This window comes from Mesorhizobium loti, assembly GCF_013170705.1.
Classification (GTDB): Bacteria; Pseudomonadota; Alphaproteobacteria; order Rhizobiales; family Rhizobiaceae; genus Mesorhizobium; species Mesorhizobium loti_D.
On the sequence record NZ_CP033334.1, the window covers coordinates 5,699,703 to 5,724,224 of the forward strand.

A 24,522-nucleotide genomic window follows, 5' to 3' on the forward strand; every position below is an offset into this window, starting at 1 on the left:
GCATAAGGTCGCCTTCACTGCCTGGTGCCCGCCGCAAGCGGGAGAATCGGGAACACGGTTGAATTCCGTGGCGTGCCCAACGCTGTGAGGGGGACCGCGCCGGTAAATGCCACTGTCGATGACGGGAAGGCACCGGACGCGGGTTGATCCTGAGCCAGAAGACCGGCCTGGCAGGCACCGTCATCCGCATGGTCAGGCGGAGGACATGGTTTGCAATCGCAGGGGGACAAGCGATGCCGGATGCTATGACCGCTCCTGTCGGCGACGAATTTGACCAGATGGCCCGCGATGCAGTCTACCGCGCCATGTTCACGCGGCGCGATGTGCGCAGTCATTTTCTGCCTGCTCCTCTCGACGATGAGGTGCTGGCGCGGCTGCTGCTTGCCGCCCATCACGCGCCATCGGTCGGGTTCATGCAGCCGTGGAATTTCATCGTCGTCCGCGATGCCGCGCGACGGGAGAAGGTGCGCGACCTGTTCCTGGCCGCGCGAGAACAGGAACTGCCAGAAATCGAGGAAGAGCGGCAGGCGCTTTACCGCAAGCTGAAGCTGGAAGGCATCTGCGAAAGCGCGCTCAACATCTGCATCACCTGCGACCGCCAGCGCTCGAAGGGCTCGCCGCTGGGACGTTGGCACAATCCGGAGATGGACCTCTACAGCACGGTCTGCGCGGTGCAGAATTTCTGGCTGGCGGCACGCGCCGAAGGCGTCGGCGTCGGCTGGGTCAGCATCATCGAGGCGCAGGCGCTGAAAAGCCTGCTCTCCATTCCCGACCATGTAACGCCGATCGCTTATCTCTGCGTCGGCCGGGTTTCCGAGTTCGCACCCAAACCGGACCTTGAAACGCATGGCTGGGGCCGGCGGCTGCCGCTGCCCGAACTGATCATGAGCGAGACCTTTTGCGGGAGAGGCGAGGCACCGCTCAAGTCAGCGGTGGCGCGCCTGAACGCCGTCGATACCGCACAAGGCGACCGCCTGCCGGGCGATCAGCGCGTCGCGCCGGCCGTGCCCCAGCGCGAGCCGCCGAAGGAGGAAAGCGCCTTGTCCTTGAGTTCCCGGAACTTCGATGACGCCTCGGCCAGCCTGATGTCCCAGGCCGGATCAGGCACCTGGCCGGCGATGGTCTTGAAATAGACCTGCATCAGGCAGGCGATGGCGAAGGGCTCGATGAACGCCGCCTTGAAAGCCCAGGCGAAGACGATGGCCAGCACGAAGGCCCAGCCGGCGAGCTGGCCGGGCATCATGAACAGAATGGCGCCGGCCGGGGCCAGCATCAGCAGGAAGATCACGAACGACACGCCCCACATGATGACCGCCAGCCAGACGGCGTTCTTGACCATGGTCTTGCCGTTCTGGGCGTAGAGAACCACGCCCTGGCGCGCGGTTTCGAAAGGCGAGGACGAGTTGATGCGGATGTTATAGCCGAGGATGATCTCGTCGACATAGGTGAGCGACAGGCGGATCACCGTGTTGATGAAGGAGACCAGGCCGCTCAGGCCCGGAATGGGCAGAAAGGCGGCGACGCCGCCGAGCAGGCCGGTGATGGCGCGGATGGCGCCCTTGAACAGCTGGTCGACGACGAAAAGGATGTTGGCCTCGGCGAAACGCTCGGTCACGACCTGCCGGGCATAGGCGATCTGGTTCTGGCCGTCAGGGACATCATGGCCGTCGATCAGGTGGACCATGACGGCGATATGGCCGGCCTTGACGACGTAGAGGATGTATTCGCGGATCCAGTAGACGGCGATGGAGACGATGCCGAAGCCGACCACGCCGCCCCACAAGGCAAAGGACAGCGGTCCATCGGGATCGGTGGAAATATGGCCGACGCCATAGCCGACCGAGGCGCCCGTGCCGGTCGCCATGATGTAGGCCAGCGTGATGCCGAAATAGACGATCATGCGAAAGACAATGAAAGGCCAGGTCCGCACCATGATGGACACCGACCTGCCGATATCGAAATCCCACATGCCCCGAATCTCCCCTCAGAGATGGCTGGGGAGCATGCGCTCACCCCGCGGATTGTCAATCATGAGCGGGCACCAGGCCGCAGAAGGGACTTCAGTTCGATTGCGGACCCGGCTCCTTGAGCAGCCCCTCAAGCAGTTGCTTGAACGCCGACACCACCTTCCTCGACGTGGCTTCGGGGTCGTTTGAATTGGCGATCCGCTGCGACGCCTGGCTGCTCGCCCCGTTGATAAGGCGTGCGGCCGTTTCAGGGTCGACGCCCGGGACGACCACCCCTTCCCCCTGCAGGGCTGTCAGGTGATCGGTCATTGAGCCAACGCAGGCATTGGCATTCGACCATTGCGCCGGATCGCCCAGCACAGCCGGGCCATCCCGGAACATGATGCGCTGGATTTCCGGCTCCAGCGCCATCTCGATATAGGTGGTGCATTCGTCGACGAAACGCTGCCAGCGGGTCGGCGCTCTCGAGGCGACCTCGTTCACCCGAGCCGCCATCTCGCCGTCGATTTCGGCGATAACCGCCTCCAGCAGTCCCTTCTTGTCGCCGAAGTGATGATAGAGCGCGCCGCGCGTCAGTCCGGCTGATGCCGTGAAATCATCCATCGACGCTTCGGCATATCCGATCGTCCCGAAGGCCTGGCGCGCAGCTGCGATCAGCTTGGCGCGCGTCTCGGCGATCATCTCCTTGCGGGGTCTGTGCATCTTCTGGCCCTACTTACATACGCCCCGTATGCCAATTGACATACGCCGCGTATGATCTATCTAGTTCTCATACGCTCCGTATGTAATTGTCAGATCGCCCTTTGTCGAGGAACCGGATCATGCAAAACCCTTACTCAGAGATCTTTCGCGCACCCGGTGCCAAAGGCTTCGCAGCCGCCGGTTTCCTGGCGCGCCTGCCGATCGCCATGGCGCCTATCGGCATCGTGGCGATGCTGTCACAGACGCGCGGCGAATACTGGCTGGCCGGCGCTGTCTCGGCGACATTCGCATTGGCCAACGCTTTCCTGGCGCCGCAAATATCAAGACTGGTCGACCGCCTTGGCCAGACCCGGATCGTCGTGCCCACCACAATCATCTCCGTGCTCGCATTCCTGACGCTGATTGCGTCGGCCAATCAGGACTGGCCAGTCTGGACGCTGTTCGTGTCGGCTCTGCTGGCCGCCGCAATGCCCAGCATGCCGGCGATGGTGCGCGCACGCTGGACCGAGCTTTTCCGCGGTCGGCCCGAGATGAACACCGCCTTCGCCTTCGAGTCGGCGGCGGATGAGTTGGTCTACATCGCCGGAGCATCGCTGTCGGTGGGCTTGAGTGCCGCCCTGTTCCCGGAAGCGGGCATGCTGGCGAGCACGCTGTTCCTTGCCTTGGGCTCGACGGCGTTCATCCTGCAGCGCTCGACCGAGCCGCAAGTGCGGCCAATGGGTGCAGGCTCGAGCGGCTCCGCAATTCGCCTGCGCCCGGTACAGATCATCACATTCGCCCTGATCTTCATCGGCGCCACCTTCGCGACGACGGAAGTCAGCACCGTGGCTATCACCAAGGAACTTGGCCAACCCGGCGCCGCCAGCCTCGTCATTGGCGTCTACGCGCTGGGGTCGTTCGTGCTCGGCATCATTGTCGGCGCGCTCAATCTGAAAACACCGCTGCAACGCCAGTTGGCCATCGCGGTAGCCGTCATCGCGGTCAGCACGCTGCTGCCGCTCACCGCCGGCACCGTGCCCCTTCTGGCACTCACCGTCTTCATCAGCGGTGTGGCCATCTCGCCGACCTTCATCACGGCATTCGGCCTGATCGAACGGCATGTGCCGGAAGCGATGCTGACGGAGGGCATCACCTGGGTGACCACGGGGATCGGTATCGGCATGGCGCTCGGCTCCTTCGCCGCCGGCGCCGTGGTGGACGCATTCGGCGCCCAGAGCGGGTTCTGGGTTTCAGTGGCGGCAGGCACCATCGCGCTGGCCACCGTGCTGCTCGGCCAGCGCAGCCTTGCCACCCGTAAATGCGAGTTGGAGGAATGCGACGCCGCTGCCGTTCCGGCCGAGTGACAGCCTGGCCATGTCGAGATTCACGTCAGGCCGACCTCCTGAATATCAACATGGCCTAGAGAATCTCGGTCTTCGCGATGTGGATGCCAAAGCCTTCGAGGCCGACATAGTGGCGCTCGCGCGAGGCGATCAGGTTGATCGAGGAAATGCCGAGGTCCTTCAGGATTTGCGCGCCGAGGCCGATCTCCCGCCATTCGTTCTCGCGCCGGCGGGCCTCTTCATGATCCTCGCGGTCGCCGCTTGCAGGCCGTTTGCGTTCCTGATGCGCGACGCCGACGGAACCCTCGCGCAAATAGACGATGACGCCTCGCTTGCGCTCGCCCATCGCCTTCATGATGCCGTCCAACCGATGGCTAGGGCCGAAGACGTCGGTCACCACATCCTCGGAATGCAGCCGCACCGGCACGTCCTCGCCGTCGCGGATGTCGCCGAAAACGACAGCGACGTGATGCATCGTGTCCCACGGCAGCGTGTAGGTGAAGACCTGTGCCTTGCCGCCGAGCGTGTCGATATCGGAGCAGGCGACGCGCTCGACCAGCGTTTCCTTGCGCTGACGATAGGCGATGAGGTCGGCGACCGACACCTGCTTGAGGCCATGCTCCTCGGCAAAAGCCTGCACCTGCGGGCCGCGCTTGACGGTGCCGTCGTCATTGACCAGTTCGGAAATGACGCCGATCGGCGGCAGGCCGGCGAGCTTGCAGAGATCAACGGCTGCTTCGGTATGGCCCGAACGCATCAGCACCCCGCCTTCGCGCGCGATCAGGGGGAAGATGTGGCCGGGGCGGACGAAATCGGAGGCGCCGACATTGCCGTTGGCGAGGTTGCGCACGGTGAGCGTGCGGTCGTCGGCCGAAATGCCTGTCGTCGTGCCATGCTTGAAATCGACGCTGACGGTGAAGGCCGTGGTGTGGGCGGAATCATTGTCGGCGACCATCGGCTGCAGGTTGAGCCGCTTGGCCTCCTCGCGCGGCATCGGCGTGCAGACGATGCCGGAGGTGTTGCGCACGATGAAGGCCATCTTCTCGGGCGTACAATGGACGGCGGCGACGATCAGGTCGCCCTCGTTCTCGCGCCCGTCATCATCCATGACGACGACGATCTCGCCACGTTCGAAGGCTCGGATGGCTTCGACAATCTTCTTTTGATCGTAAGGCATGGGCGCTCGCTTGGCTCGCAGGGCAGTAGGGAATAGGGCAGTTGGGAAAGGGAGGGTTTTGGCTGTTTCGGCAGGCAGCGTAACATACTGCCCTACCGCCTCATCCCCCTCCCTTCCCCGTCTGTCCTCGATGCCGCAGATAATGATCAGCGATCGCGCAGGCAACCATCGCCTCGCCGATCGGCACGGCGCGGATGCCGACGCAAGGGTCGTGGCGGCCCTTGGTCATTACCTCGACGTCGTTGCCGTCCTTGTCGATCGACTTTCGCGGCGTCAGGATCGATGAAGTCGGCTTGACTGCGAAGCGCGCAATGATCGCCTGTCCGGTCGAGATGCCGCCGAGGATGCCGCCGGCGTTGTTGGACAGGAACACCGGCTTGCCGTCATTGCCCATGCGCATCTCGTCGGCATTCTGTTCGCCGGTGATACGGGCGGCCTCGAAGCCGTTGCCGATCTCGACGCCCTTGACGGCATTGATCGACATCAGCCCGGAGGCGATGTCCTGGTCGAGCTTGGCGTAGATCGGGGCGCCGAGACCTGGCGGAACGCCGTCGGCGACGATTTCGATCACAGCACCGACTGACGAACCGGCCTTGCGGATGCCGTCGAGATACTGCGTGAAGACGGGAACAGAAGCGGGATCGGGGGTGAAGAACGGGTTCTCGGCATCACCGATGAAATTCCAGTTCCAGTTGGCGCGATCGATCGACTTCTCGCCCATCGACACCAAAGCGCCGCGCACCACCATGCCCGGCACGACCTTGCGGGCAAGCGCTCCGGCGGCAACGCGCGCGGCCGTCTCGCGGGCCGAGGAGCGGCCGCCGCCGCGATAGTCGCGTATGCCGTATTTGACGTCATAGGTGTAGTCGGCATGGCCTGGCCGGTATTGGCGTGCGATCTCGCCATAGTCCTTCGAACGCTGGTCGACATTCTCGATCAGCATCGAGACCGGCGTGCCTGTGGTGATCATCGTCTGGCCGTCCCCGTCGAGGACGAAGCCGGACAGCACCTTCACCTCGTCTGGCTCGCGGCGCTGGGTGACGAAGCGCGACTGGCCCGGCCGGCGCTTGTCGAGTTCGGCCTGGATTTCATCCCGCGTGAAGCGGATGCCCGGCGGGCAGCCGTCGACCACGCAGCCGAGCGCTGCCCCATGGCTTTCGCCCCAGGTGGTGACGCGGAAAAGGTGGCCGAACGTGTTGTGAGACATGGAAAACTGCCCTGCCCGGCAGCCGAGCCGGTTGAAGCCTGCGTTCTATTGGCGTTTTTTGCGGTGGTCAAACTGTCATCCCCGCCGTTTAAGTTTTGACACATTCGGCTGGTTTCTGCTTTCTTCCATCCGCCGTTGAGGATCCGCCGCCACAGTGCCGGCGCAATGACCAAAGAGGACAATCATGCGTACCCTGATTGGCGCTGTTGCCGCCATGCTGCTTTGTTCCACCGCCGCCTTCGCCGGACAGACCGAGGGCCTGATCAAGAAGATCGACAAGGATGCGCTGACGCTGACGCTGGACGACGGCAAATCCTACAAGCTGAACGCCGAAACCGATCTCGACTCCCTGAAGCCGGGCATGGACATCGTAATCGCTTACGATGTGACCAATGGCGAGAATGTCGTGACCGATATGCAGTTGCCGGACAGCGACACGAACTAGCTCAGGCGGCTTAAAGCCACTCCAGACTATGCCCTTCGAGCTTGAGCACGCGATCCTGCGGTATCTCCAGGTTCGCGGCCTCGTCCTCGGCCATGTCAAGCACGAAGCGGAACAGGGTGCGCATGACGCCGCCATGCGTCACGCAGATCGTCCTGCGATCGAGTTCGTCGAAGCAAGGCTTCACCCGTTCGAGCAGCATCTGGTAGCTTTCCGCCCCCTCGCCGGGTGGCTGAAAATTCCATTTGTCCAGGGCACGTGACCGGCTTGCTCCGGGAGACTGCGTCTCGAGCTCGGCAAAGGTAAAGCTCTGCCAATCGCCGAAATTGACCTCAACCAGCCTGACATCGGTTCGATAGGCGAGCGGATCGAGCTTCATCGCGGCGCGGATGCGCTCCATCGTTTCGCGCGTCCGCCGCATCGGGCTGGCGACGAAATCGAAATCCCTGACATCGCCGACAAGTTGGGCCAGCCGATGCCCGTTTCCGGTTGCCTGTTCGCGGCCAAGGGCATTGAGGTCGGTGTCGGCCTGGCCCTGAAGCCGGAACTCGGCGTTCCACGCAGTCTGGCCGTGGCGCACGATATAAACCAGCGGGTACATCAGGTCTTCCGGAGGTCGGGCCAGGGCCTGGGCGGAGGAGGAGCGGAGGGATTAATCCTTGACCGTCGAAATATCGGGCGCGTCGACCGCCTTCATGCCGACCACGTGATAGCCGGAATCGACATGATGCACTTCACCGGTGACGCCACGCGACAGGTCGGACAGGAAATAGACGCCGGAATCGCCGACCTCTTCCTGCGTGACCGTCTGCTTCAGCGGCGAATTGTATTCGTTCCACTTCAGGATGTAACGGAAGTCGCCGATGCCGGAGGCGGCCAGCGTCTTGATCGGCCCGGCGGAGATGGCATTGACGCGGATTTTCTTGGCGCCAAGATCGACGGCGAGGTAACGCACGCTAGCCTCGAGCGCGGCCTTGGCGACGCCCATGACGTTGTAGTGCGGCATCACCTTCTCGGCGCCATAGTAGGTCAGGGTCAGCAGCGAGCCGCCATCGGTCATCAGCGCTTCGGCGCGCTTGGCGATGGTGGTGAAGGAATAGACCGAAATGTCCATGGTGCGCAGGAAATTGTCGCGCGTCGTCTCGACATAGCGGCCGGTCAGCTCGTCCTTGTCGGAAAAAGCGATCGCGTGGACGAGGAAGTCGAGCTTGCCCCAATGCTTGGCGACATTGGCGAAAACCTCGTCGAGGCTCGCCGGGTCGGTGACGTCGCAATGGCCGGCGACAAAGGCGCCGAGTTCCGCCGCCAGCGGCTCGACACGCTTCTTGAACGCCTCGCCCTGATAGGTCAGCGCGATTTCGGCACCATGATCAACGCAGGCCTTGGCGATGCCATAGGCAATCGACCTGTTGTTCGCGACGCCAAGAATGAGGCCGCGCTTGCCGGCCATCAGGCCCTGTCCACCCGCCATGTGAGCGCTCTCCGCAAGGTTTGTGCTTTGTGGAGTGCCTATCGCACAGGCACACTGCCCCTTCAAGCGCTCAAACCGGACAGTTCAGGGGACAAAAGCGCCGGATCAGCCTTTTTGGCCGCGCAACAGCGTTTCCAGCGCGCTGTCGCCGCCTTCCGGCAGCATGATGCGCACATGGGCGTAGAGGTCGCCATGGCCGCCGGCTTTTTCCGGGAGACCCCGCCCCTTCAGGCGCAGCACCTTGTCCGAACTCGACCAGGCGGGAACGTTGACCGCGAGCCGGCCGGTCGGCGTCTCGACCGGTACCTTGGCGCCCAGCACCGCATCCGCCAGCGGCACCGGCAGATCGGCATGCAGGTCGCGGCCTTCGATGCGGTAGCGCGGGTGACGGCGGATATGGATCTTGACCAGCGCGTCGCCAGGCTGGCCCGGCCCCTGCTCGCCCTGCCCCTTCAACCGGATGGTCTGACCATCCTCGACAAAGGTCGGCAGCTTGACAGCCACCTTGCGGCCATCGGGAAACATCGCCGTCACCTTTTCGGCGTTTGCCGCTTCCTCGATGGTGATGTCGAGCGTGACGTTCAGATCGGCCGCCGTCGCCGGCTGGCGACGGTCGCCTGCGCCCGCGCCGCGCGCACCGGAAAAGGCGTCGCCGAAAATCTGGCTGAAAATATCGCTGTTGCCGTCGAAAGGATCGCCGCCCGGGCGCCCTGACCGGAATTCGAATCGCGAACCACCGGCCCCTTGCTGGCGGCGAAACCCTGCAAAGGGGTCGCCACCACCGGCGGCGCCCTCAAACCCCTGGAAGCGCGGCTTGCCGTCGGCATCGATCTCGCCGCGATCGAAAGCGGCACGATTCTTCTCGTCGCCGACGATCTCATAGGCCTGATTGGCCGCGGCAAAACGGTCCTTCGCCTTGGGATCATTCGGATTCTGGTCCGGATGATGTTTCTTGGCGAGTTTCCGGTACGCCGATTTTATGTCCTTGGCCGATGCGTTCTTTGCAACGCCCAGCACCTCATACGGGTCGCGCATGCGTTCTGCCCTGGAGAAGAGTTGAGTCCATACTTGCCTCCTATATGCGCTCGCATAGGAAGAAATTCCAGTGGCGGACCGTCATATCAAAAGCGGAAAGTCAGAGCGCCTTGAAGCCCTGCATGCGCCATCCGCCGGCGCCGGCGAGGCACAGTTCACCCTCGAACATGGCAACGCCGTCAAAGCTTTCGCGTGAGGCCTTGAAGCGGCGGCACGTCTGCCCCCTGTCCTTCAACTCCGCCAGCTCGGTGATGGAGCCACGCGACCCGGTGCCGGCATTCGCCCACGGCACGGCCTGGCCGCCGAGTTGCTCGATATCGGCGGAGGACACCGCATTACCGATCGTCGTCTGATCGGAGTCGCGATCCGAATCGGCGGGGGCGGATGAAGCCGAGGTGCTGCTGGTCAGGATCGAGCGGTCGACTTCGGCTTTTTCCAGGCTGAATCCACCTGCGCCACAGCCAACAAGTGGCAGGGCGATTGCCACGATCGCCGCTTTCGCGCTGGCCGAAGCGATAACGCTCCATTGCCTGCTGTCAAAAGCTTGCGCGATACGCGACAATCGGCAACCTCCCCCGGTTCGTGACAATTTGAGAAAAACTATGAGTGACACAGAGTTAACAAGCAGTGACTTTACCGAGGCGGCCGAGCCGTTTCGCCTCTTTGCCGCATGGCTGGACGACGCCACCAAGAGCGAGATCAATGACGCCAATGGCGTGGCGCTGGCTACCGTCGATGCCGAGGGCATGCCGGATGTGCGGATGGTGCTGCTCAAGGGGTTCGATGAAGGCGGCTTTGTTTTCTACACGAATTTCGAGAGCGCGAAGGGCCAGGAGATTCTTGGCAGCATGAAGGCGGCGATGTGTTTCCACTGGAAATCGCTGCGCCGCCAGGTACGCATTCGCGGCCCGGTGGAGATCGTCAGCGACGCCGAGGCCGATGCCTATTATGCGACGCGGCCGCGCGGCAGCCGCATCGGTGCCTGGGCATCGAAACAGTCACGGCCGCTCGAAAGCCGCTTCGCGCTGGAGAAGGCGGTCGCCGAATACACGGCGCGTTATGCCATCGGCGAGATTCCGCGGCCAAGACACTGGTCGGGTTTCCGCATCGTGCCGAAGACGATCGAGTTCTGGCACGACCGACCCTTCCGATTGCATGACCGGGTGGTCTTTTCACGCAACGCCAAGGGCGGCTGGGACAAGACGCGGCTCTATCCCTGAGGAATTGCTACTTCTTCCTTGTCATGAACGCCGTGAGCGCCGCGCGCGCCTCGTCCGACTTCAACCGCTCGCGGAAATGCTCGCTTTCCTCGCCGATGCGCGCGACGAGGTCGTCGCGCGAGCCGCGCATGAGATCGCGCGCGATCTTCAGCGCCTGCGGCGGCTTGGCCGCGATCTGGCCGGCAGCCGCCAGCACCGACGCCTCCAGCGCAGCCTCCTCGACCACGTCGTAGATCAGGCCGGCGGCCTTCGCACGCTCGGCGGAAAAGCCCTCGCCAAGGCCAAGCAGCGCGAACGCGCCTTGCTGCCCCAGGACCCGCGGCGCCAAAAGGCTAGATCCCGCCTCGGGCACCAGGCCAAGATCGACAAAAGGCGTCCTGAACACAGTGCGCGGCGTGGCAAAGGTCAGGTCGCAATGCAGGTTGATCGTGGTGCCGATGCCGACCGCGATGCCGTCGACGCCGGAGACGATGGGTTTTTCGACCCTGGCCAGCGCCATCAGGAAATCCCAGACTTCCGTGCCGCCATCGCCACCCGTGGCCACGACCATGAAATCGGCAAGGTCGTTACCCGAGGAGAACGCGCCAGGCACGCCGAGGAACACATGGACGCGGATCGCCGGATCGGCGTCACCCGAGGCCAAGGTTTGCGACATCTTGGCGTACATGGCGCGCGTCAGTGCGTTCTTCTTGTCCGGGCGGTTCATGCGTATGATCTGGATGGCGCCCTGGCGCTCGACGAGGATATGGTCTGTCACAGTGTTTTCCTTGTGAACGTCAGGCTGAAATCAGCGTCTTGCCGGCAGCCACGAGGCTTTCCGCGCCATCGACAACACGCCCTTTCAGGGCACCCGTCTCGCCGAGCAGGTTTTCGGCAAAGAAGCGGCAAAGGCCGATGCGGCCCTGATCGGCAAGAGCGCCGCGCGCCAGATAGGCGCCGCCGGCGGCAAGCGAGATCAGTCTGAGATAAGGCGTCGCACCCGCCAGCGCCTCCTCCGCCCGACCGTCCGCCGACAGTTTTTGCAGGAAACGCGTCGCCTGCGTCAGATCGCCGAGTGCTGCGTCGAGCGCATCCGCGGTGCGACCGAAACCCTGCAGGTTCGAGGTGCGCACGGCGTTGGCGGCCACAGCCAGTTCGCCAATGAAGCCATGCACATGCCCCCCGCCGCCGAGCGGCAGCTTGCGGGTGACCAAGTCGATCGCCTGGATGCCGTTGGTGCCCTCGTAGATCGGCGCGATGCGCGCGTCGCGGTAGAAAGCTGCCGCGCCCGTCTCCTCGATGAAGCCCATGCCGCCATGCACCTGGAGGCCGAGCGAGGCCACTTCGACGCCGACATCGGTCGAAAATGCCTTGGCCAGCGGTGTCAGAAGATTGGCACGATCACGCCAATGCCCGGCCTGGTCACCGTCCGAGACCCGCGCCATGTCGATCGCATGGGCACAGGAATAGCTGATCGCCCGCGCCGTCTGCGTCAGCGCCTTCATGGTCAAGAGATTGCGCTGCACGTCGGGGTGGTGAACGATCGGCGCCATGCCAGCGCCGGCGTAATCCGCTGCCTTGCCCTGGCGGCGCTCATTGGCATAGGCGACCGCCTTCTGGGTGGCGGCTTCCGCGACGGCGACCCCCTGCATGCCGACGGCCAGGCGGGCATTGTTCATCATGGTGAACATGCAGGCGAGGCCCTTGTTCTCCTCGCCGATCAGCCAGCCAATGGCGCCGGGCTTGGCGCCCTGGAACCCATCGCCATAGATCATGGTGCAGGTCGGCGAGGCATGGATGCCGAGCTTGTGCTCGAGGCCGGAACAGAAGACATCGTTGCGGGCGCCGAGCGAGCCGTCGTCGCCGACCAGGAATTTCGGCACCAGGAACAACGAGATGCCGCGCGTCCCGGCAGGCGCATCGGGAAGCCGCGCCAGCACCAGATGGATGATGTTGTCGGTGAAATCGTGCTCGCCATAGGTGATGAAGATCTTCTGGCCGAAGATGCGGTAGGTGCCGTCGCCGGCAGGCTCGGCGCGGGCGCGCAAGGCAGCGAGGTCCGAGCCCGCCTGCGGCTCGGTCAGGTTCATGGTGCCCATCCATTCGCCGGAGACGAGCTTTTCGAGATATTTTGCCTTGAGCTCTTCCGAAGCATGCTTGTCCAGCGCTTCGACCGCGCCCATGGTCAGCGTCGGGCCGATGCCGAAGGCCATGGCGGCCGAATTCCACATTTCTAGCGCGGCGACGCCCAGCAGGGTCGGCAGCGCCTGGCCGCCATATTCCTCGGGCCCGGACAGCGCGTTCCAGCCGCCATCGATCCAGCGGCGATAGAGCTCCTTCCAGCCGGGCGGCGTGGTGACGGCAGCGTCCTTCAGCACCGCACCGTGTTCGTCGCCGATCTTGTAGAGGGGAGCCACTTCCTCGGTGGCGAAACGGCCAGCTTCGCCAAGAACGGCATCGACCAGATCCTCGCTGAGATCGCCAAATGCGCCGGCATCGAGCCCCTGCTTGAGCCCAGCCACGTGCTTCAGCGTAAAGGCGATATCCTCGACCGGTGCCCGATACATGCCGTTCGATCCTCCTGATGCATCGGCCTCGCCGACCCTAGAGCCAGTGCCGCCACAAAACCATCCGCCTTTGGGCGGTCTCCCATCGTCTTTTTACGTAAACGTCAAACTTTGTCACGCGGATTTTGCAATCGCGCCGGCCTGTATTAAATTCCGTCGAAGCCGGATCAAATCGACCGGCGATACACCAGAATCAGCCGACCGGAACATCCCATGCTCGCCAGACCCGACGCCTACCGCTGCATCGAATGCGGCCTGCCTTATCGCGCACCCGGGTTCTGGTATCATGAGGGCAGGCTGGAACATGGTGCGGCCTACTGGTCGGATCGCGGCATATTGTGCTCGCCGCAATGCTCGCTGGCCCACCACCGCAAGCGCGCCGCCGAAGGCACGCTGCAGCAGGAGCCCGCGCCCGACCCGTTTGAATTTCCGCCCGGCATCCGGCGCTAGCCGCATAACCGCCCGCCGAGCATCTTGCGTTGCCGGCGACCGAAACGATCATCTGGTCGTCCATGTTCAGAAGGCGATCTTTACACCCAGCTTGCCGCTGACGGTTGAACTGTCTTGGGACCACTTGCCCCGAATCTCGCTGCTGAGGGTGGTCGATTGGGACATTTTCAGATTGAAGCCTGCCGACACCGCCGCCGAGAAGTCCGCATCTTCGAAGTCACTCTCGATACCGGATACGCTCGCGGTGTTTGAATAGCCGAAGCGCTGCTGCAGATCGGCTCGCGCGTAAGGGCTGATCACCATACCGTTTCCGAGTTGATAATCTGCATAAACTCCAGGTTCGAACTTGATTGCGCCAAATGACAGGCGGCTTTTTCCGTACGAAACGCCAGAGCTGTCCGTGTACTCGTCGCCGGTGAAACTAACACCAAGCAATCCACCACGCAGATCGAAGCGCACCCGATCGGTCAAGTTGAAGATGTGGCCGACCGATCCCGTCACGGCGTAGCCTTGTGTGTCATACGTGCCGGAGCCAAGGCCTGTGCTTTCGACATCGGTGTTGCCGAGGAACGCCGATGCCGCCACGAGCATATAGCTGGTGCCGCGACGATAGAGCCCATAACCGCCGAACATACCGCTTCTGTTGGTGGCTTCGCCGTTGGGAGGAAAGAAACCGAACGCATTGGCGTCTACGCTGGCCGATGCATAACCGCCAAACAGCCCCAGGTTCAGTCCGTGCTCATTGTCGAAACCGAAGTGCTTTGCAGCATTGAAGTCCACGCTGACCGCGGCGGAAAATTCGTCAACGTCGAAGTCCGGTCCGGTGATCACGGTCGGCCCCTGTGAAATCGTGAAGCCGTCGTGCTTCGTGTGCGCCAACTGGCCCGAAGCGAAGACGCCGAACGGCGCCGACAGAGCTTGCGCGGGGCCGCTCGCAGAGCCGACATCCGACTCGATCGCGTTATCGACAACACTCAGAAGCGCATCCAGGGACGTGTCGACAACCGCGCCATTGGCTATGCCGTTGAGATAGCACTGCCCTGACAGAACAGTTCCCTCGCCAACGAAGATGCAGGCGGCGGCCTTGGAAGGCAGGAGGACGACCAGGGCACCGATCGAGAGCGCAATCGCGTTGACGGGGTCAAGATACCATTTCTTTGCTGTCATTGTCATTTCCCCTCTTTATTACAAGTAAGACAATAATAATCAGGGATGCAATTCGCCGACGATATTCAAAATATCCATCCAGCCTCAGCGTGCGCGCTCAACATACTGCGACTGCACTATGGTGATTATAACAGGCTATGCCCTGGGAAGATATGGCTTCGAGCGTCGAATCGGCTTGCGCATGCCGGCGCGGCCGCGGTCCTTGCCAAACGAGTCTTTTGAAGCGCTTATAAGACGATGGTTAGCGCCGTCCCGCTTGGCCGATCAAACGCGGGTCGCGAGACCCTCGCCCTTTCTTTGAGGCGGTTTGTGGTGTAAAATTCAGCGGTCTTCGGAGATACGGGTTTCCGGCGCCCAAGGGGGCGGCGCATCAGCCGGACGGACACTTCGACGGCGCGAACGTTGTCGCAGCTGAAACGAGCCCGTGACATGACCCACAGTTTCTTCCGGCACTTCGCTGCAGTTCTGCTGGTCGTGTTTTTCGGTTCGATGGCCGCCCAAGCCGCGGTCGAGGAAGTGCTTGCATCAAAGCCAAGCAAGCGGCTTGCCATCATCATTGGCAATTCGCATTACCAAAGCGCCCGCCTTCAACATCTGACCAATGCGGTAAACGACGCCACACAACTCTCCGAGAGTCTGAAGAGGCTGAATTTCGACGTGCTGACGGGGCTCGACCTTTCGTCGGACGGGTTTGCCAAGCTCTTCGACAGCGCCGACAGCAAACTCGCAACCGCCAGCGCCGTGGTGATCTTCTACGCCGGTCACGGCGTTCAGTTGCAGGGAGAGAACTATCTCCTGCCCGTCGATACACCCGATCCTGAAACCCTGGAAAAACTGACCGCGGGCGCGATCAGGCTAAACGACGTGATCGCAAAGTTTTCCAACCGGGAGAGGCAGACGTTTATTTTTCTCGACGCTTGCCGCAACAACCCGGTCGGCAAGGGCGCCAGCGTCATGGATGGCCTTGCCCAGGTCGAAGTGGGCGAAAACACGTTTGTCGCCTTCGCGACCCAGCCAGGCAACATCACGGCCGATGGCTCGGGAGACAACAGCCCCTTTACCACGGCCCTGTTGAGGAATGTTGAGATTCCCGGGCTCAGCATCTCGGATATGATGATCCGCGTTCGCAACGAGACAGAGGCACTCACCGCAGGTCGTCAGGTTCCGTGGGACCAGTCGAACCTTCGCGAGCAGTTCTATTTCACCGAGCAACAAGAGCTCGACCCGGCTCAGTTGAGCGCTAGCCTGTCTCGCATTCTGTCGGACCCGGCCGCCAAGAAAAAACTGCAGCTCGAGCTTGCTTCCAACGACCTGCAGACCGCCGTGCTTATCGTGGGACAGACATTGCGATCGGCCGAGATTTCAGTCCCGCCCGGCGCTTCACCGGAACCGGCAGGTACGCAGCTTGCCAGCCTTGAAGGAGCCCGGCAAAGCGTGGTTTCCGGTCTTGAAACATTGATCGTCGGCACGTCGGCAGGCGAGCCGGACCCTGCGAAAGCGACCGACCTCGCACGCAACATCCAGACGGAATTGCGCCGCTTGGGCTGCTATCGCATGACGGTCGATGGAGATTGGGGCAAGCACTCGGTCCAGGCTCTCAACACCTACTACAAGAACACCAAGCGGGCCGCGTCGGCGACCGAGCCAACGGTTGAACTTCTGGGCGATCTCTTCCTGCACTCCGGCCGCGTCTGCAAGGATCCGGTCATCGTGAAAGTCAAACCGGCGAAGGTCGCCTCGGACACCGCTCTGCGCAAAAAGGGAGCGCCGAGCAGAAAGGCCTCCACGCCCTCACGATCGCCATCGTCGCGTCCCGCCGCGCCCCCTCCCGACATCAGTGGCGGTATTGGGATTGGCGGTGTGTTCTAATCTGGCACGGGCTGCCCCAGCATCGAGAAGCATTCCTTAACCATGACGGTTCAGGATTTGCCTTTGATCAACGGGGATTCCCTGTTTTGAAATTGCAAAGGCGTTTCCATCGCCGTTCAAAGAGCGCTGTGCCAACGCTCGCCAGACCCTTTTTCCCTGGGCATGCCGCTTCTCTGAAACCTCTGTATATTTTCTGGCGACACGCACTGACGCCTCTGGCTTTCGCGGCGGCCTTGGGGCTGTCGATGGCGGCACAGGCTTCGAATTTCTCCGAGCCGTGGAAGAATGCCGACCGCGCCCTGGTGGTCGATGCCTATGAATACAATTCCATCGACTGGGCGCAACTTGCCACCGACAAGCGCATCGTCGGATTCATCAACAAGGCTTCCGACGGCATGCCGCCGCCCTATTTCTGTTCTGGCAGCGATACAGACGTGAAGCTGTGCAAGGCGCTGTGGAAACGCCATGCGGTGACCCGCGAACTGTTCCAGACGCGCCGGGTCGTGGCCAAGGCGCTCGGCATGAAGTGGGGCGCCTATCACCTGGCCCGCCCCGGCAATCCGGTCGAGCAGGCGAACAATTTCCTCGATTTTGCCGATCCCGCGCCGGACGATCTCATGGTTCTCGACCTCGAGGGCAACGATCCCTCGCAGTGGATGTCGCTCGACGATGCCGAGGAGTTCGTGCGCCAGGTGCATCGGCGCATGGGCCGCTTCCCGGTGCTCTATACCAACGGCAAGACGGCCCAGTACATCGCCGACAATCGCTACAAGTACCGGCTTCTGTCGCGGCTGCCGCTTTGGTACGCGCGCTACAGGCCTGATATCGACGTGCATTTTCCGATGGGCAACTGGCAAGGCTATGCGCTCTGGCAATTTTCCGCGCAGGCCAATTGCGGCCGCTTCCGTTGCCCCTACAGGGTTGCCGGCACGCCCAACGATATCGACGTCAACGTCGCGCCGACCGATGCCGCCACGCTGCGCCAGCAATGGCCGTTTGGCGGGCTGATCGACGTGCCATCAGACTATCTTGCCAGCGTGCCGGTGCCGCTCTCGCGCGAGGCAGCGCTCGCGGGCAAGGCGACCCTGATCTATGCGGATGTGGCAACGCCTCCGACGTTCGAGGAAATGGTCGCCGTGCTCGGTTCGCGCTGGTCGAAATTCCGCGACGGGTTCCACATGCCTGTGGTGAAGACGGTGCCGCGCAGGCCGGGCTTCGGCATTGTGCAATATGTCGCCTGGAAGCGAACCGAACAGCGTTCGCCCGAGCAGCTCGACGCCGCTTTCGCCGGGGCCGATCCGGTCAGCACCGCTTCGACCGAAATCGACCGCGGTCAGCAATAGGCCGCTACGCCCTAATTTCAGCTCGCCTGCTCGCGCGCCACGGCCTGCCAGCCGATGTCGCGACGGCAGAATCCGTCCGGCCAGTCGATCCGGTCGAGCGCGGCGTAGGCCCGCGCCTGCGCCTCGCGGACCGTGGCTCCGGTTGCCGTGACATTGAGGACACGGCCGCCATTGGCAACCAGCGCGCCGCCATTGATGGCGGTACCGGCGTGGAAGATCTGGGCGCCTTCGCCCGCCGCCTGCTCGACGCCGCGGATGACGGAGCCTTTTTCCGGCGTGCCGGGATAGCCCCGCGCGGCCATCACCACGGTGAGCGCCGCCTGGTCGCGCCAGCGTATGGAAGTGTGCGCCAACTGGCCGTCCACGGCGGCATTGAGCAGCACCAGCAAATCGTCCTTCAGCCGCATCATCAGCACCTGGCATTCCGGATCGCCGAAACGGGTGTTGTATTCGATCAGCTTCGGCCCCTTGTCGGTGATCATCAGCCCGGCGAAGAGAATGCCGGCGAAGGGCGCGCCAAGATCGGCCATGCCGCGCATCGTCGGCTCGATGATTTCGCGCATGGTGCGCTCGACCATCTCAGGCGTCATCACCGGGGCCGGCGAATAGGCGCCCATGCCACCCGTGTTGGGGCCGACGTCGCCGTCGCCAACGCGCTTGTGATCCTGTGCCGTGCCGAAGGGCAGTGCGGTGGTACCGTCGCAGAGACAGAAGAAGCTCGCCTCCTCGCCGGTCATGAACTCCTCGATCACCACTTCCGCGCCGGCGGCGCCGAAGGATCCCTCGAAACAGGCATCTAGTGCCGCCAGCGCCTCGTCCAGCGTCATGGCGACGGTAACGCCCTTGCCGGCGGCGAGCCCGTCGGCCTTGATGACGATCGGCGCACCAGTCTTCTCCAGATAGGCCTTGGCGGAGGCCAGATCGCCGAAACGGCCGTAGGCGGCGGTCGGGATGTTGTATCGCGCGCAGAGATCCTTGGTGAAACCCTTCGAACCCTCCAGCCTCGCGGCGGCTTTCGAAGGCCCAAAGACGCGGATGTTTTCCGCGCGCAGGTCGTCGGCAATTCCGGCGACGAGCGGCCCTTCCGGGCCGACCACCACGAGGTCGATTTCTTTCTCCCGGCAGAAGGCGGCCACGGCGGCATGATCGGTGATATCGAGCTTCACCAGCTCGGCATCGCTGCCGATGCCCGGATTGCCGGGGGCCGCGTAGAGCTTGGTCAGCAGCGGCGAGGCGGCGATCTTCCAGGCAAGCGCATGTTCGCGGCCGCCGGAGCCGAGAAGAAGAACGTTCATGGCCACCTCTTGATGCAAACCCTGGAGAGCACCCGCTATTGCTCTCCGGGCGACGGGTCAAGACACCAGGGTGTTTTGATCAAAATTGCACACGGGAACGTTATCCCGGCCGAAACCCGGCGCCGGCCATCGCCGCCGATTTTCCAGCCCGCTTCAGGCGGGAAAAACCACCGGGAACCAGTCCTCGCGCAATTTCTGGCCCGGCTGCATGCCGTGACCATGATAGGGCGGCGAGGTGCGGCCCGGCCGCTCGACATAGTGGGCATCGTCGCCGACCCAGCGCAGCGACAGCGCCCGGCGCCGTGCCGCGGTCGGGTTGCCGCGCGCGCCGTGCGCTGTGCGGAAGTCGAACAAGATGGCGTCGCCTGGCTCCATCTCCCATTCAAGAACCTTCATCGACGGATCGTTGTCGGGATCGGGTACCGGCAGGTAGTCGCCCTCGCCGGCGTAGAAATTGCTGTCGTCGAGCCAGCGCACAGGCAGGATCATCTTGTCCCATTTGTGCGAGCCGGCGATCAGGCGCAGCGTCGCCTCCTTTACCGGGTCGATGGGGATCCAGAAGCTCACCGTCTGCTGGCCATCGACGAAATAATAGGGGATATCCTGATGCCAGGGTGTCGGCTTCTGGGTGCCGGGTTCCTTGACCAGCACATGATCATGGAAGAACTGCGCGGTGCGCGACTGCATCACCGCCGCCGCCAGTTCGGCGGCCGGCGATTCGCGCACCACCCTGACGAATTCGGGAATACGCTCCCAGTTGCAGTAATCGTCGAAGAAACTGCCCTTGCCATTGGCGATGTCGGACGCGGTGGCGCTGCGGTTTTGCATATTGCGCTCGATGCCGGCGGCAATCGTGTCGACCCAACCCTTGAAGGCGCCGCGAATGCAGACTGCGCCGTCACGCTGGTAGTCGGCAATTATATCCGCGTCGATGATATCGGTGTCGATTGCGTGGGCAGCAGTCTGGGAAGCCATTGTGTCCTCCTTTCAGGATCGAGACGACTATCGCAACGATCGCTTATTCAGTAAAATAATAACTTCTCATCTGACATATAGACTGAAACTATGAACCTCACCCTCACCCAGTTGCGTTATCTGGTCGCTGTCGCCCGCCACGGCAGCGTCACCGGAGCGGCCAGAACTCTGAATATCTCGCAGCCGTCGATTTCGGTGGCTATCGACGCCATCGAAAAGGATTTCGGCCAAAAACTGTTCGTGCGCCAGCGCGGAAGCGGCGTTTCGCTGACCTCGTTCGGCCGTGTCGTCGTGGCGAAGGCAAAACAGGTTCTTGCTGAGACCGATGAACTCATGAGTCTCGGTTCGGGCAATTCAGTTATCGGCGGCGAGCTGGTGCTTGGATGTTTCGAGGATCTGGCGCCTTATTTCGCGCCGGGTCTCATCCGCGCTTTCTCCGAGCGCCATCCAAGTGTCGACGTCATCGTTCGCGACGAGACATTCGAGACGCTCGGACGACGCCTGGCGGACGCAGCCATCGATCTCGGGCTCAGCTACGATCTCGGTCTGCCCACGCATTTCGCCCGCATCCTGCTGCACGAACTGCGACCGCACGCGCTGTTGCCGGCGGGCCATGCTCTAGCGGGTCGCCCCGAAGTGAGCCTCGCGGATCTGGCCGCCTATCCGCTGATCACCACGAACCAGCCGCAGAGCTGGCAGCATATGCTCGATCTGTTCCGCAGCCGTGGTCTCTCGCCAGTGGCCGACAAGGCGACGAGTTCGTTCGAACTCCAGCGCAGCATGGTGGCGAACGGTTTTGGTGTCGCCGTCAGCTACACCCGGCCGCATGGTGACCGCAGCTACGACGGCCTGCCCCTGATCTGCAAGCCGCTGTCGGACCCGCTGCCGATGCAGCGGATCATTCTCACCTATGACACGCATCAGCGCGTGTCGAACGCGGCACTCGCGTTCGTCGAGGCGGCAAAATCCTGGTCTTCGACCCGCGATATCTTTACCTCATGACGGGTGACAGTCGCCCCTCGTCCGCTTGCCGCTTGACGGGTTCCGCGCCTGCTGCCACTCCATGGACATGGAACCTATCCAATCGAAAGCGGCCCAGGGCCGTGTCGCCGATGCGCCGAACGGCCATTGGGTCTACCGCGTGCTGCCGCGCGCGGTTTGGCCCTATGCGCAACTTGCGCGATGGGACAGGCCGATCGGCTGGCAATTGCTTCTGTGGCCGTGCTGGTGGTCGGCGGCGCTCGCGGCGAGCGCCTATCCGCGCCCCGGCGACCCGCTGCTCTCGCTGCTGCCGGCGCCATGGTATCTCGTGCTGTTCCTGGTCGGCGCCATCGCCATGCGCGGCGCCGGCTGCACCTACAACGACATCGTCGACGAAGGCATAGACAACCAGGTCGAGCGCACCCGCTCGCGCCCGCTGCCGTCCGGCCAGACCACGCGGCGGCGGGCCTGGCTGTTCCTTGTGCTGCAGGCCCTGGTCGGCCTTGCCGTGCTCATTCAGTTCAACAGCTTCGCCATTCTGCTCGGCGTCTGCTCACTGGCGATCGTGGCCATCTATCCATTCATGAAGCGGATAACCAACTGGCCGCAACTGTTCCTAGGCCTTGCCTTTTCCTGGGGTGCACTGATGGGATGGGCGGTCGAGTTCGGCGATCTCGATGGCCCCGCCATCATGCTCTATATCGGCTCGATCCTGTGGGTGATCGGCTACGACACGATCTATGCGCATCAGGACAAGGAAGACGACGCCATTGTCGGCGTGCGTTCGACGGCACGGCTGTTCGGCGACAACACCAAGGCGTGGCTGGCCGGGCTTTATGGCGGTACGCTGGTCTGTTTCGCCATCGCCTTCGCCTCGGCGCAGGCGCCGGTGGTGGCGCTCGCCGGATTGATCGCCGCCGGCGCCCACATGGCCCGCCAGATCACGGTTCTGGATATCAACGATGCGGACCAATGCCTGCGGCTGTTCCGGTCGAACAACCAGGTCGGCTGGCTGATCTTCCTCGGCCTGATCGGCGGCGCATTGTGGGTCGCACTGAAGCCGCTGGTGTAGTGACTTTTTTCCGCGCCCCAGCCCTTCGCAGGCTCAGGGCGTTCGAAGCTCGAAAAGCCAAGCAATTGGCTTTTCGTTCGTTGCGCAACCGCTTCTCAATCCCTTGAAATGATCTCCTGGCCGCCGATGACCAGCCTGAGACCAAGGTTGCCGGCCCTGCGGCGGGCGAGGAAGCGCGGGCGGCGCGTGGTCGAAATGCGGCCCTTGCGGCGATCCTGCGGCGGCAGCGTCTTGATGGCGGCGCCGAGCGATTCCTCCAGCGTGCGGGCAACGCCATCCGATTCGATCAGGAGCATCGGCAGGCGGTAGGCATCGGCCCAGGCGCGCCAGTCGGCGGCGACATCATCGAGGTCGTCGGCCACCAGCAGAGGCACCGACAGCATTGGGTCGTTGTGCAGGAGTTCGAGGGTAACCGTGACATTGCCGTCCGGATCCTCCATCGCGCGGGCGGCAACGCCGCGGAACGCGTTGGCGGGCAGCGCGATGATCGCCGGCACGCCGCTCATCTCCAGCATGCGACGGATCACGGCGCCGCGCTGGTCGATGGTGAAGGTCACGTCGCCATAGTCGTCGCGTGTGGCGTAGCTAACCACCTGCGGCAGGCGGAATGGGTCGAGGCGCATGTTGCGTCCCGCCCAGACTGGCTTCAGTCCAGTGTTCATAGAGTGCCTTCCTGTCTGTCTCCTGAGAGCCGGTGTCCGGTTCTCTCCGGGCCAGTTTTCCCGGCCTCGTTATGGGGAAACAGTAGCGTGGGCTCCTTACCGCCGCGCTTAAGAAAGTCGGTTAAATTTTGCTGATCTCAGGGATGGTTATCGGAATGCCACCGGGCACAAGATGTTGAAAGGATCAGATAACCTTACCGGGATTCATGATGCCGGCAGGGTCGAAGGCAGCCTTCACCCGGCGCATCAGATCGATGGCCATCGGCGGCGCGGTGGCGATCAGTTCGTCGCGCTTCAACTGGCCGATGCCGTGCTCGGCGGAGATCGAACCGTGGAAGGACCGCACGACATCATGCACGGCCTTGTTCATGGGATGGTAGAGGGCGAGAAACGCCTCGTCATCGCCGTCGAGCGGTCGCGAGATATTATAATGGAGGTTGCCGTCGCCCATATGGCCGAAGCAGACCACGCGGGCACCGGCACTGACCGATGCCACCGCGCCGGCCGCCTGTTCGATGAACCGGGGGATCGATGCGATCGGCACCGAGATGTCGTGCTTGATCGAGGCGCCCTCCGGCTTCTGGCACTCCGGTAGCGTCTCGCGGAAATTCCAGAAAGCGTCGCCCTGGGCAAGGCTTGCCGCGACTACCGCATCGCCAACGATGCCTTGCTCGAGACCATCCGCCAGCACCTCCTCGATCAGGGCCCGGCCGTCGGCATCCGAGCGGCCTGAGGAAACCTGCATCAAGACATACCAAGGCCAATCATCGGCCAGCGGCCTCACCACACCTTGACCATGCCTGAGCGTGAAGTCGTAAGGTCTCTTGCCGATCAATTCGAAGGCGGTGAGCGAAGCGCCGGCGCGGTCCATCGCCAGGCTGAACAGCGCCAATGCCGCCTCGGCGGACGACAGCCCGACGAATGCGACCTCGCGCCCTTTCGGCTTGGGGAACAGTTTGAGCACTGCGGCGGTGATGATGCCAAGCGTGCCTTCAGCGCCGACGAACAGGTTCTTCAAATCGTAGCCGGTGTTGTCCTTCTTCAGCTTGCGCAAATCGTCGAACACCTCGCCCGTGGGCAGCACCACTTCGACCCCGAGGCACAGTTCGCGCGCGTTGCCGTAGGCAAGCACGCCGGTGCCGCCGGCATTGGAAGACAGGTTGCCGCCGATCTGGCAGGAGCCTTGCGCGGCCAGCGAGAGCGGAAACAGCCGGTCGGCGGCGTCGGCCGCCTCCTGCAGCGTCTGCAGGATAACGCCGGCCTCCGCCGTGACCGTGTTCGACAGGACATCGATCTCGCGGATGCGGTTCAGCCGCGACAGCGACAGGATGATCTCGCGGCCGGATCTGTCCGGCACCTGGGCGCCGACCAGGCCGGTGTTGCCGCTTTGCGGCACGACCGGCGTTCCCGTCTCGGTCGCAAGCCGCATGATCCTGCTGACCTCGTCGACACTGCCCGGCCGCAGCACCAGCGACGTCACGCCATGCCAGAGCCCGCGCCGCTCGATGAGATAGGGCGCGATATCCTGCTCGTCGCGCAGCGCGTATTTTTCGCCAACGATGGCGGCGAAGCGATCGATGAGAGCGGGATCGAGTTTTTGCGAAATGTCGGTCATGTGG

Annotated in this window: 23 protein-coding genes, 1 pseudogene and 1 riboswitch; of the genes and pseudogenes, 9 read left to right on the plus strand and 15 right to left on the minus strand. The window is 63.1% G+C overall.

The window, feature by feature from the left end:
* The first annotated feature begins 5 nt into the window (after positions 1-5).
* A riboswitch (cobalamin riboswitch) is annotated at positions 6-185 on the plus strand.
* Between the two features lie 48 nt (positions 186-233).
* Positions 234-914 (plus strand): annotated as a pseudogene (gene bluB, locus EB815_RS33695) (5,6-dimethylbenzimidazole synthase); the annotation flags it as partial.
* 71 nt (positions 915-985) lie between these two features.
* Here bluB and EB815_RS28060 read toward each other — a convergent pair.
* Entirely contained in the window at positions 986-1,969 is a 984-nt protein-coding gene (locus EB815_RS28060; protein ID WP_065004955.1) for a hypothetical protein, read from the minus strand.
* Between the two features lie 91 nt (positions 1,970-2,060).
* Complete coding sequence (locus tag EB815_RS28065; protein ID WP_056564005.1) at positions 2,061-2,669, minus strand: TetR/AcrR family transcriptional regulator; 609 nt, start codon at positions 2,667-2,669, stop codon at positions 2,061-2,063.
* 119 nt (positions 2,670-2,788) lie between these two features.
* On the opposite strand from EB815_RS28065, the gene EB815_RS28070 reads away from it, so the two are divergent.
* The gene (locus EB815_RS28070) at positions 2,789-4,012 is read left to right on the plus strand and encodes an MFS transporter (RefSeq protein WP_056564008.1); all 1,224 of its coding nucleotides are present in this window, start codon (positions 2,789-2,791) and stop codon (positions 4,010-4,012) included.
* Positions 4,013-4,067: 55 nt separating this feature from the next.
* Here EB815_RS28070 and ribB read toward each other — a convergent pair whose 3' ends face one another.
* A complete protein-coding gene (ribB, locus tag EB815_RS28075; RefSeq protein ID WP_056564010.1) occupies positions 4,068-5,168 on the minus strand; it encodes a 3,4-dihydroxy-2-butanone-4-phosphate synthase in 1,101 nt (366 codons plus the stop codon).
* Positions 5,169-5,268: 100 nt separating this feature from the next.
* Positions 5,269-6,375: a chorismate synthase gene (aroC, locus tag EB815_RS28080; protein WP_056564013.1), complete on the minus strand. Its 1,107-nt coding sequence runs from the start codon at positions 6,373-6,375 to the stop codon at positions 5,269-5,271.
* Positions 6,376-6,559: 184 nt separating this feature from the next.
* Between aroC and EB815_RS28085 the strand changes: the two genes are divergently transcribed.
* Positions 6,560-6,820: a DUF1344 domain-containing protein gene (locus EB815_RS28085; RefSeq protein ID WP_056564015.1), complete on the plus strand. Its 261-nt coding sequence runs from the start codon at positions 6,560-6,562 to the stop codon at positions 6,818-6,820.
* Between the two features lie 10 nt (positions 6,821-6,830).
* Here EB815_RS28085 and EB815_RS28090 read toward each other — a convergent pair whose 3' ends face one another.
* The 4 genes from EB815_RS28090 to EB815_RS28105 all read right to left on the minus strand — a co-directional run bounded on the left by EB815_RS28090 (position 6,831) and on the right by EB815_RS28105 (position 9,885).
* Positions 6,831-7,418: a histidine phosphatase family protein gene (locus tag EB815_RS28090; protein WP_056564018.1), complete on the minus strand. Its 588-nt coding sequence runs from the start codon at positions 7,416-7,418 to the stop codon at positions 6,831-6,833.
* A gap of 51 nt (positions 7,419-7,469) precedes the next feature.
* On the minus strand, positions 7,470-8,288 hold the full coding sequence (fabI, locus tag EB815_RS28095; RefSeq protein ID WP_056564020.1) for an enoyl-ACP reductase FabI: 819 nt from the start codon (positions 8,286-8,288) through the stop codon (positions 7,470-7,472).
* Between the two features lie 105 nt (positions 8,289-8,393).
* The gene (locus tag EB815_RS28100) at positions 8,394-9,323 is read right to left on the minus strand and encodes a DnaJ C-terminal domain-containing protein (protein ID WP_056564023.1); all 930 of its coding nucleotides are present in this window, start codon (positions 9,321-9,323) and stop codon (positions 8,394-8,396) included.
* Between the two features lie 100 nt (positions 9,324-9,423).
* On the minus strand, positions 9,424-9,885 hold the full coding sequence (locus EB815_RS28105) for an RT0821/Lpp0805 family surface protein (protein WP_081294678.1): 462 nt from the start codon (positions 9,883-9,885) through the stop codon (positions 9,424-9,426).
* Positions 9,886-9,925: 40 nt separating this feature from the next.
* Here EB815_RS28105 and pdxH point away from each other — a divergent pair, with 40 nt between their 5' ends.
* Positions 9,926-10,543, plus strand: a complete 618-nt coding sequence (pdxH, locus tag EB815_RS28110; RefSeq protein ID WP_056564028.1) for a pyridoxamine 5'-phosphate oxidase — start codon at positions 9,926-9,928, stop codon at positions 10,541-10,543.
* Between the two features lie 7 nt (positions 10,544-10,550).
* Here pdxH and EB815_RS28115 read toward each other — a convergent pair whose 3' ends face one another.
* Both EB815_RS28115 and EB815_RS28120 read right to left on the minus strand, forming a co-directional pair.
* On the minus strand, positions 10,551-11,300 hold the full coding sequence (locus EB815_RS28115) for a crotonase/enoyl-CoA hydratase family protein (protein WP_056564031.1): 750 nt from the start codon (positions 11,298-11,300) through the stop codon (positions 10,551-10,553).
* Between the two features lie 19 nt (positions 11,301-11,319).
* Positions 11,320-13,089, minus strand: coding sequence for an acyl-CoA dehydrogenase (locus EB815_RS28120; RefSeq protein WP_056564032.1), 1,770 nt, complete (start codon positions 13,087-13,089; stop codon positions 11,320-11,322).
* A gap of 213 nt (positions 13,090-13,302) precedes the next feature.
* Here EB815_RS28120 and EB815_RS28125 point away from each other — a divergent pair, with 213 nt between their 5' ends.
* Positions 13,303-13,539: a hypothetical protein gene (locus EB815_RS28125; RefSeq protein ID WP_056564040.1), complete on the plus strand. Its 237-nt coding sequence runs from the start codon at positions 13,303-13,305 to the stop codon at positions 13,537-13,539.
* A 66-nt stretch (positions 13,540-13,605) separates the two neighbouring features.
* Here EB815_RS28125 and EB815_RS28130 read toward each other — a convergent pair whose 3' ends face one another.
* Positions 13,606-14,706: an autotransporter domain-containing protein gene (locus tag EB815_RS28130; RefSeq protein WP_056564044.1), complete on the minus strand. Its 1,101-nt coding sequence runs from the start codon at positions 14,704-14,706 to the stop codon at positions 13,606-13,608.
* Positions 14,707-15,135: 429 nt separating this feature from the next.
* Here EB815_RS28130 and EB815_RS28135 point away from each other — a divergent pair, with 429 nt between their 5' ends.
* Positions 15,136-16,575 (plus strand): caspase family protein, encoded by a 1,440-nt coding sequence (locus tag EB815_RS28135; RefSeq protein ID WP_056564045.1) that lies wholly within the window; start codon positions 15,136-15,138, stop codon positions 16,573-16,575.
* 245 nt (positions 16,576-16,820) lie between these two features.
* Entirely contained in the window at positions 16,821-17,918 is a 1,098-nt protein-coding gene (locus EB815_RS28140; RefSeq protein ID WP_056564054.1) for a glycoside hydrolase family 25 protein, read from the plus strand.
* A 17-nt stretch (positions 17,919-17,935) separates the two neighbouring features.
* Here the strand turns inward: EB815_RS28140 and purD are convergent, their stop codons facing one another.
* Together purD and EB815_RS28150 are read right to left on the minus strand one after the other, a co-directional pair.
* Positions 17,936-19,213 carry a phosphoribosylamine--glycine ligase gene (purD, locus tag EB815_RS28145; RefSeq protein ID WP_056564057.1) on the minus strand — a complete coding sequence of 426 codons (1,278 nt, stop codon included), beginning with the start codon at positions 19,211-19,213 and terminating at the stop codon, positions 17,936-17,938.
* Positions 19,214-19,366: 153 nt separating this feature from the next.
* Positions 19,367-20,188 carry a phytanoyl-CoA dioxygenase family protein gene (locus EB815_RS28150; protein ID WP_056564061.1) on the minus strand — a complete coding sequence of 274 codons (822 nt, stop codon included), beginning with the start codon at positions 20,186-20,188 and terminating at the stop codon, positions 19,367-19,369.
* 90 nt (positions 20,189-20,278) lie between these two features.
* On the opposite strand from EB815_RS28150, the gene EB815_RS28155 reads away from it, so the two are divergent.
* Positions 20,279-21,190: a LysR family transcriptional regulator gene (locus tag EB815_RS28155; RefSeq protein ID WP_056564063.1), complete on the plus strand. Its 912-nt coding sequence runs from the start codon at positions 20,279-20,281 to the stop codon at positions 21,188-21,190.
* Between the two features lie 67 nt (positions 21,191-21,257).
* Positions 21,258-22,241: a 4-hydroxybenzoate octaprenyltransferase gene (ubiA, locus tag EB815_RS28160; RefSeq protein WP_056565631.1), complete on the plus strand. Its 984-nt coding sequence runs from the start codon at positions 21,258-21,260 to the stop codon at positions 22,239-22,241.
* 95 nt (positions 22,242-22,336) lie between these two features.
* On the opposite strand, the gene EB815_RS28165 is transcribed toward ubiA, so the two are convergent.
* Together EB815_RS28165 and EB815_RS28170 are read right to left on the minus strand one after the other, a co-directional pair.
* Positions 22,337-22,903: a DUF6101 family protein gene (locus tag EB815_RS28165; RefSeq protein WP_056564066.1), complete on the minus strand. Its 567-nt coding sequence runs from the start codon at positions 22,901-22,903 to the stop codon at positions 22,337-22,339.
* 184 nt (positions 22,904-23,087) lie between these two features.
* Positions 23,088-24,518, minus strand: coding sequence for an FAD-binding oxidoreductase (locus EB815_RS28170; RefSeq protein WP_056564068.1), 1,431 nt, complete (start codon positions 24,516-24,518; stop codon positions 23,088-23,090).
* Positions 24,519-24,522: the final 4 nt, after the last annotated feature.

What these genes read in the sequence shown, in the direction of transcription:
- EB815_RS28060 (WP_065004955.1), bottom strand. Translation starts at nt 1,969, where the DNA reads ATGTGGGATTTCGATATCGGCAGGTCGGTGTCCATCATGGTGCGGACC.
- EB815_RS28065 (WP_056564005.1), bottom strand. Translation starts at nt 2,669, where the DNA reads ATGCACAGACCCCGCAAGGAGATGATCGCCGAGACGCGCGCCAAGCTG.
- EB815_RS28070 (WP_056564008.1), top strand. Translation starts at nt 2,789, where the DNA reads ATGCAAAACCCTTACTCAGAGATCTTTCGCGCACCCGGTGCCAAAGGC.
- ribB (WP_056564010.1), bottom strand. Translation starts at nt 5,168, where the DNA reads ATGCCTTACGATCAAAAGAAGATTGTCGAAGCCATCCGAGCCTTCGAA.
- aroC (WP_056564013.1), bottom strand. Translation starts at nt 6,375, where the DNA reads ATGTCTCACAACACGTTCGGCCACCTTTTCCGCGTCACCACCTGGGGC.
- EB815_RS28085 (WP_056564015.1), top strand. Translation starts at nt 6,560, where the DNA reads ATGCGTACCCTGATTGGCGCTGTTGCCGCCATGCTGCTTTGTTCCACC.
- EB815_RS28090 (WP_056564018.1), bottom strand. Translation starts at nt 7,418, where the DNA reads ATGTACCCGCTGGTTTATATCGTGCGCCACGGCCAGACTGCGTGGAAC.
- fabI (WP_056564020.1), bottom strand. Translation starts at nt 8,288, where the DNA reads ATGGCGGGTGGACAGGGCCTGATGGCCGGCAAGCGCGGCCTCATTCTT.
- EB815_RS28100 (WP_056564023.1), bottom strand. Translation starts at nt 9,323, where the DNA reads ATGCGCGACCCGTATGAGGTGCTGGGCGTTGCAAAGAACGCATCGGCC.
- pdxH (WP_056564028.1), top strand. Translation starts at nt 9,926, where the DNA reads ATGAGTGACACAGAGTTAACAAGCAGTGACTTTACCGAGGCGGCCGAG.
- EB815_RS28120 (WP_056564032.1), bottom strand. Translation starts at nt 13,089, where the DNA reads ATGTATCGGGCACCGGTCGAGGATATCGCCTTTACGCTGAAGCACGTG.
- EB815_RS28125 (WP_056564040.1), top strand. Translation starts at nt 13,303, where the DNA reads ATGCTCGCCAGACCCGACGCCTACCGCTGCATCGAATGCGGCCTGCCT.
- EB815_RS28130 (WP_056564044.1), bottom strand. Translation starts at nt 14,706, where the DNA reads ATGACAGCAAAGAAATGGTATCTTGACCCCGTCAACGCGATTGCGCTC.
- EB815_RS28135 (WP_056564045.1), top strand. Translation starts at nt 15,136, where the DNA reads ATGACCCACAGTTTCTTCCGGCACTTCGCTGCAGTTCTGCTGGTCGTG.
- EB815_RS28140 (WP_056564054.1), top strand. Translation starts at nt 16,821, where the DNA reads ATGGCGGCACAGGCTTCGAATTTCTCCGAGCCGTGGAAGAATGCCGAC.
- purD (WP_056564057.1), bottom strand. Translation starts at nt 19,213, where the DNA reads ATGAACGTTCTTCTTCTCGGCTCCGGCGGCCGCGAACATGCGCTTGCC.
- EB815_RS28150 (WP_056564061.1), bottom strand. Translation starts at nt 20,188, where the DNA reads ATGGCTTCCCAGACTGCTGCCCACGCAATCGACACCGATATCATCGAC.
- EB815_RS28155 (WP_056564063.1), top strand. Translation starts at nt 20,279, where the DNA reads ATGAACCTCACCCTCACCCAGTTGCGTTATCTGGTCGCTGTCGCCCGC.
- ubiA (WP_056565631.1), top strand. Translation starts at nt 21,258, where the DNA reads ATGGAACCTATCCAATCGAAAGCGGCCCAGGGCCGTGTCGCCGATGCG.
- EB815_RS28165 (WP_056564066.1), bottom strand. Translation starts at nt 22,903, where the DNA reads ATGAACACTGGACTGAAGCCAGTCTGGGCGGGACGCAACATGCGCCTC.
- EB815_RS28170 (WP_056564068.1), bottom strand. Translation starts at nt 24,518, where the DNA reads ATGACCGACATTTCGCAAAAACTCGATCCCGCTCTCATCGATCGCTTC.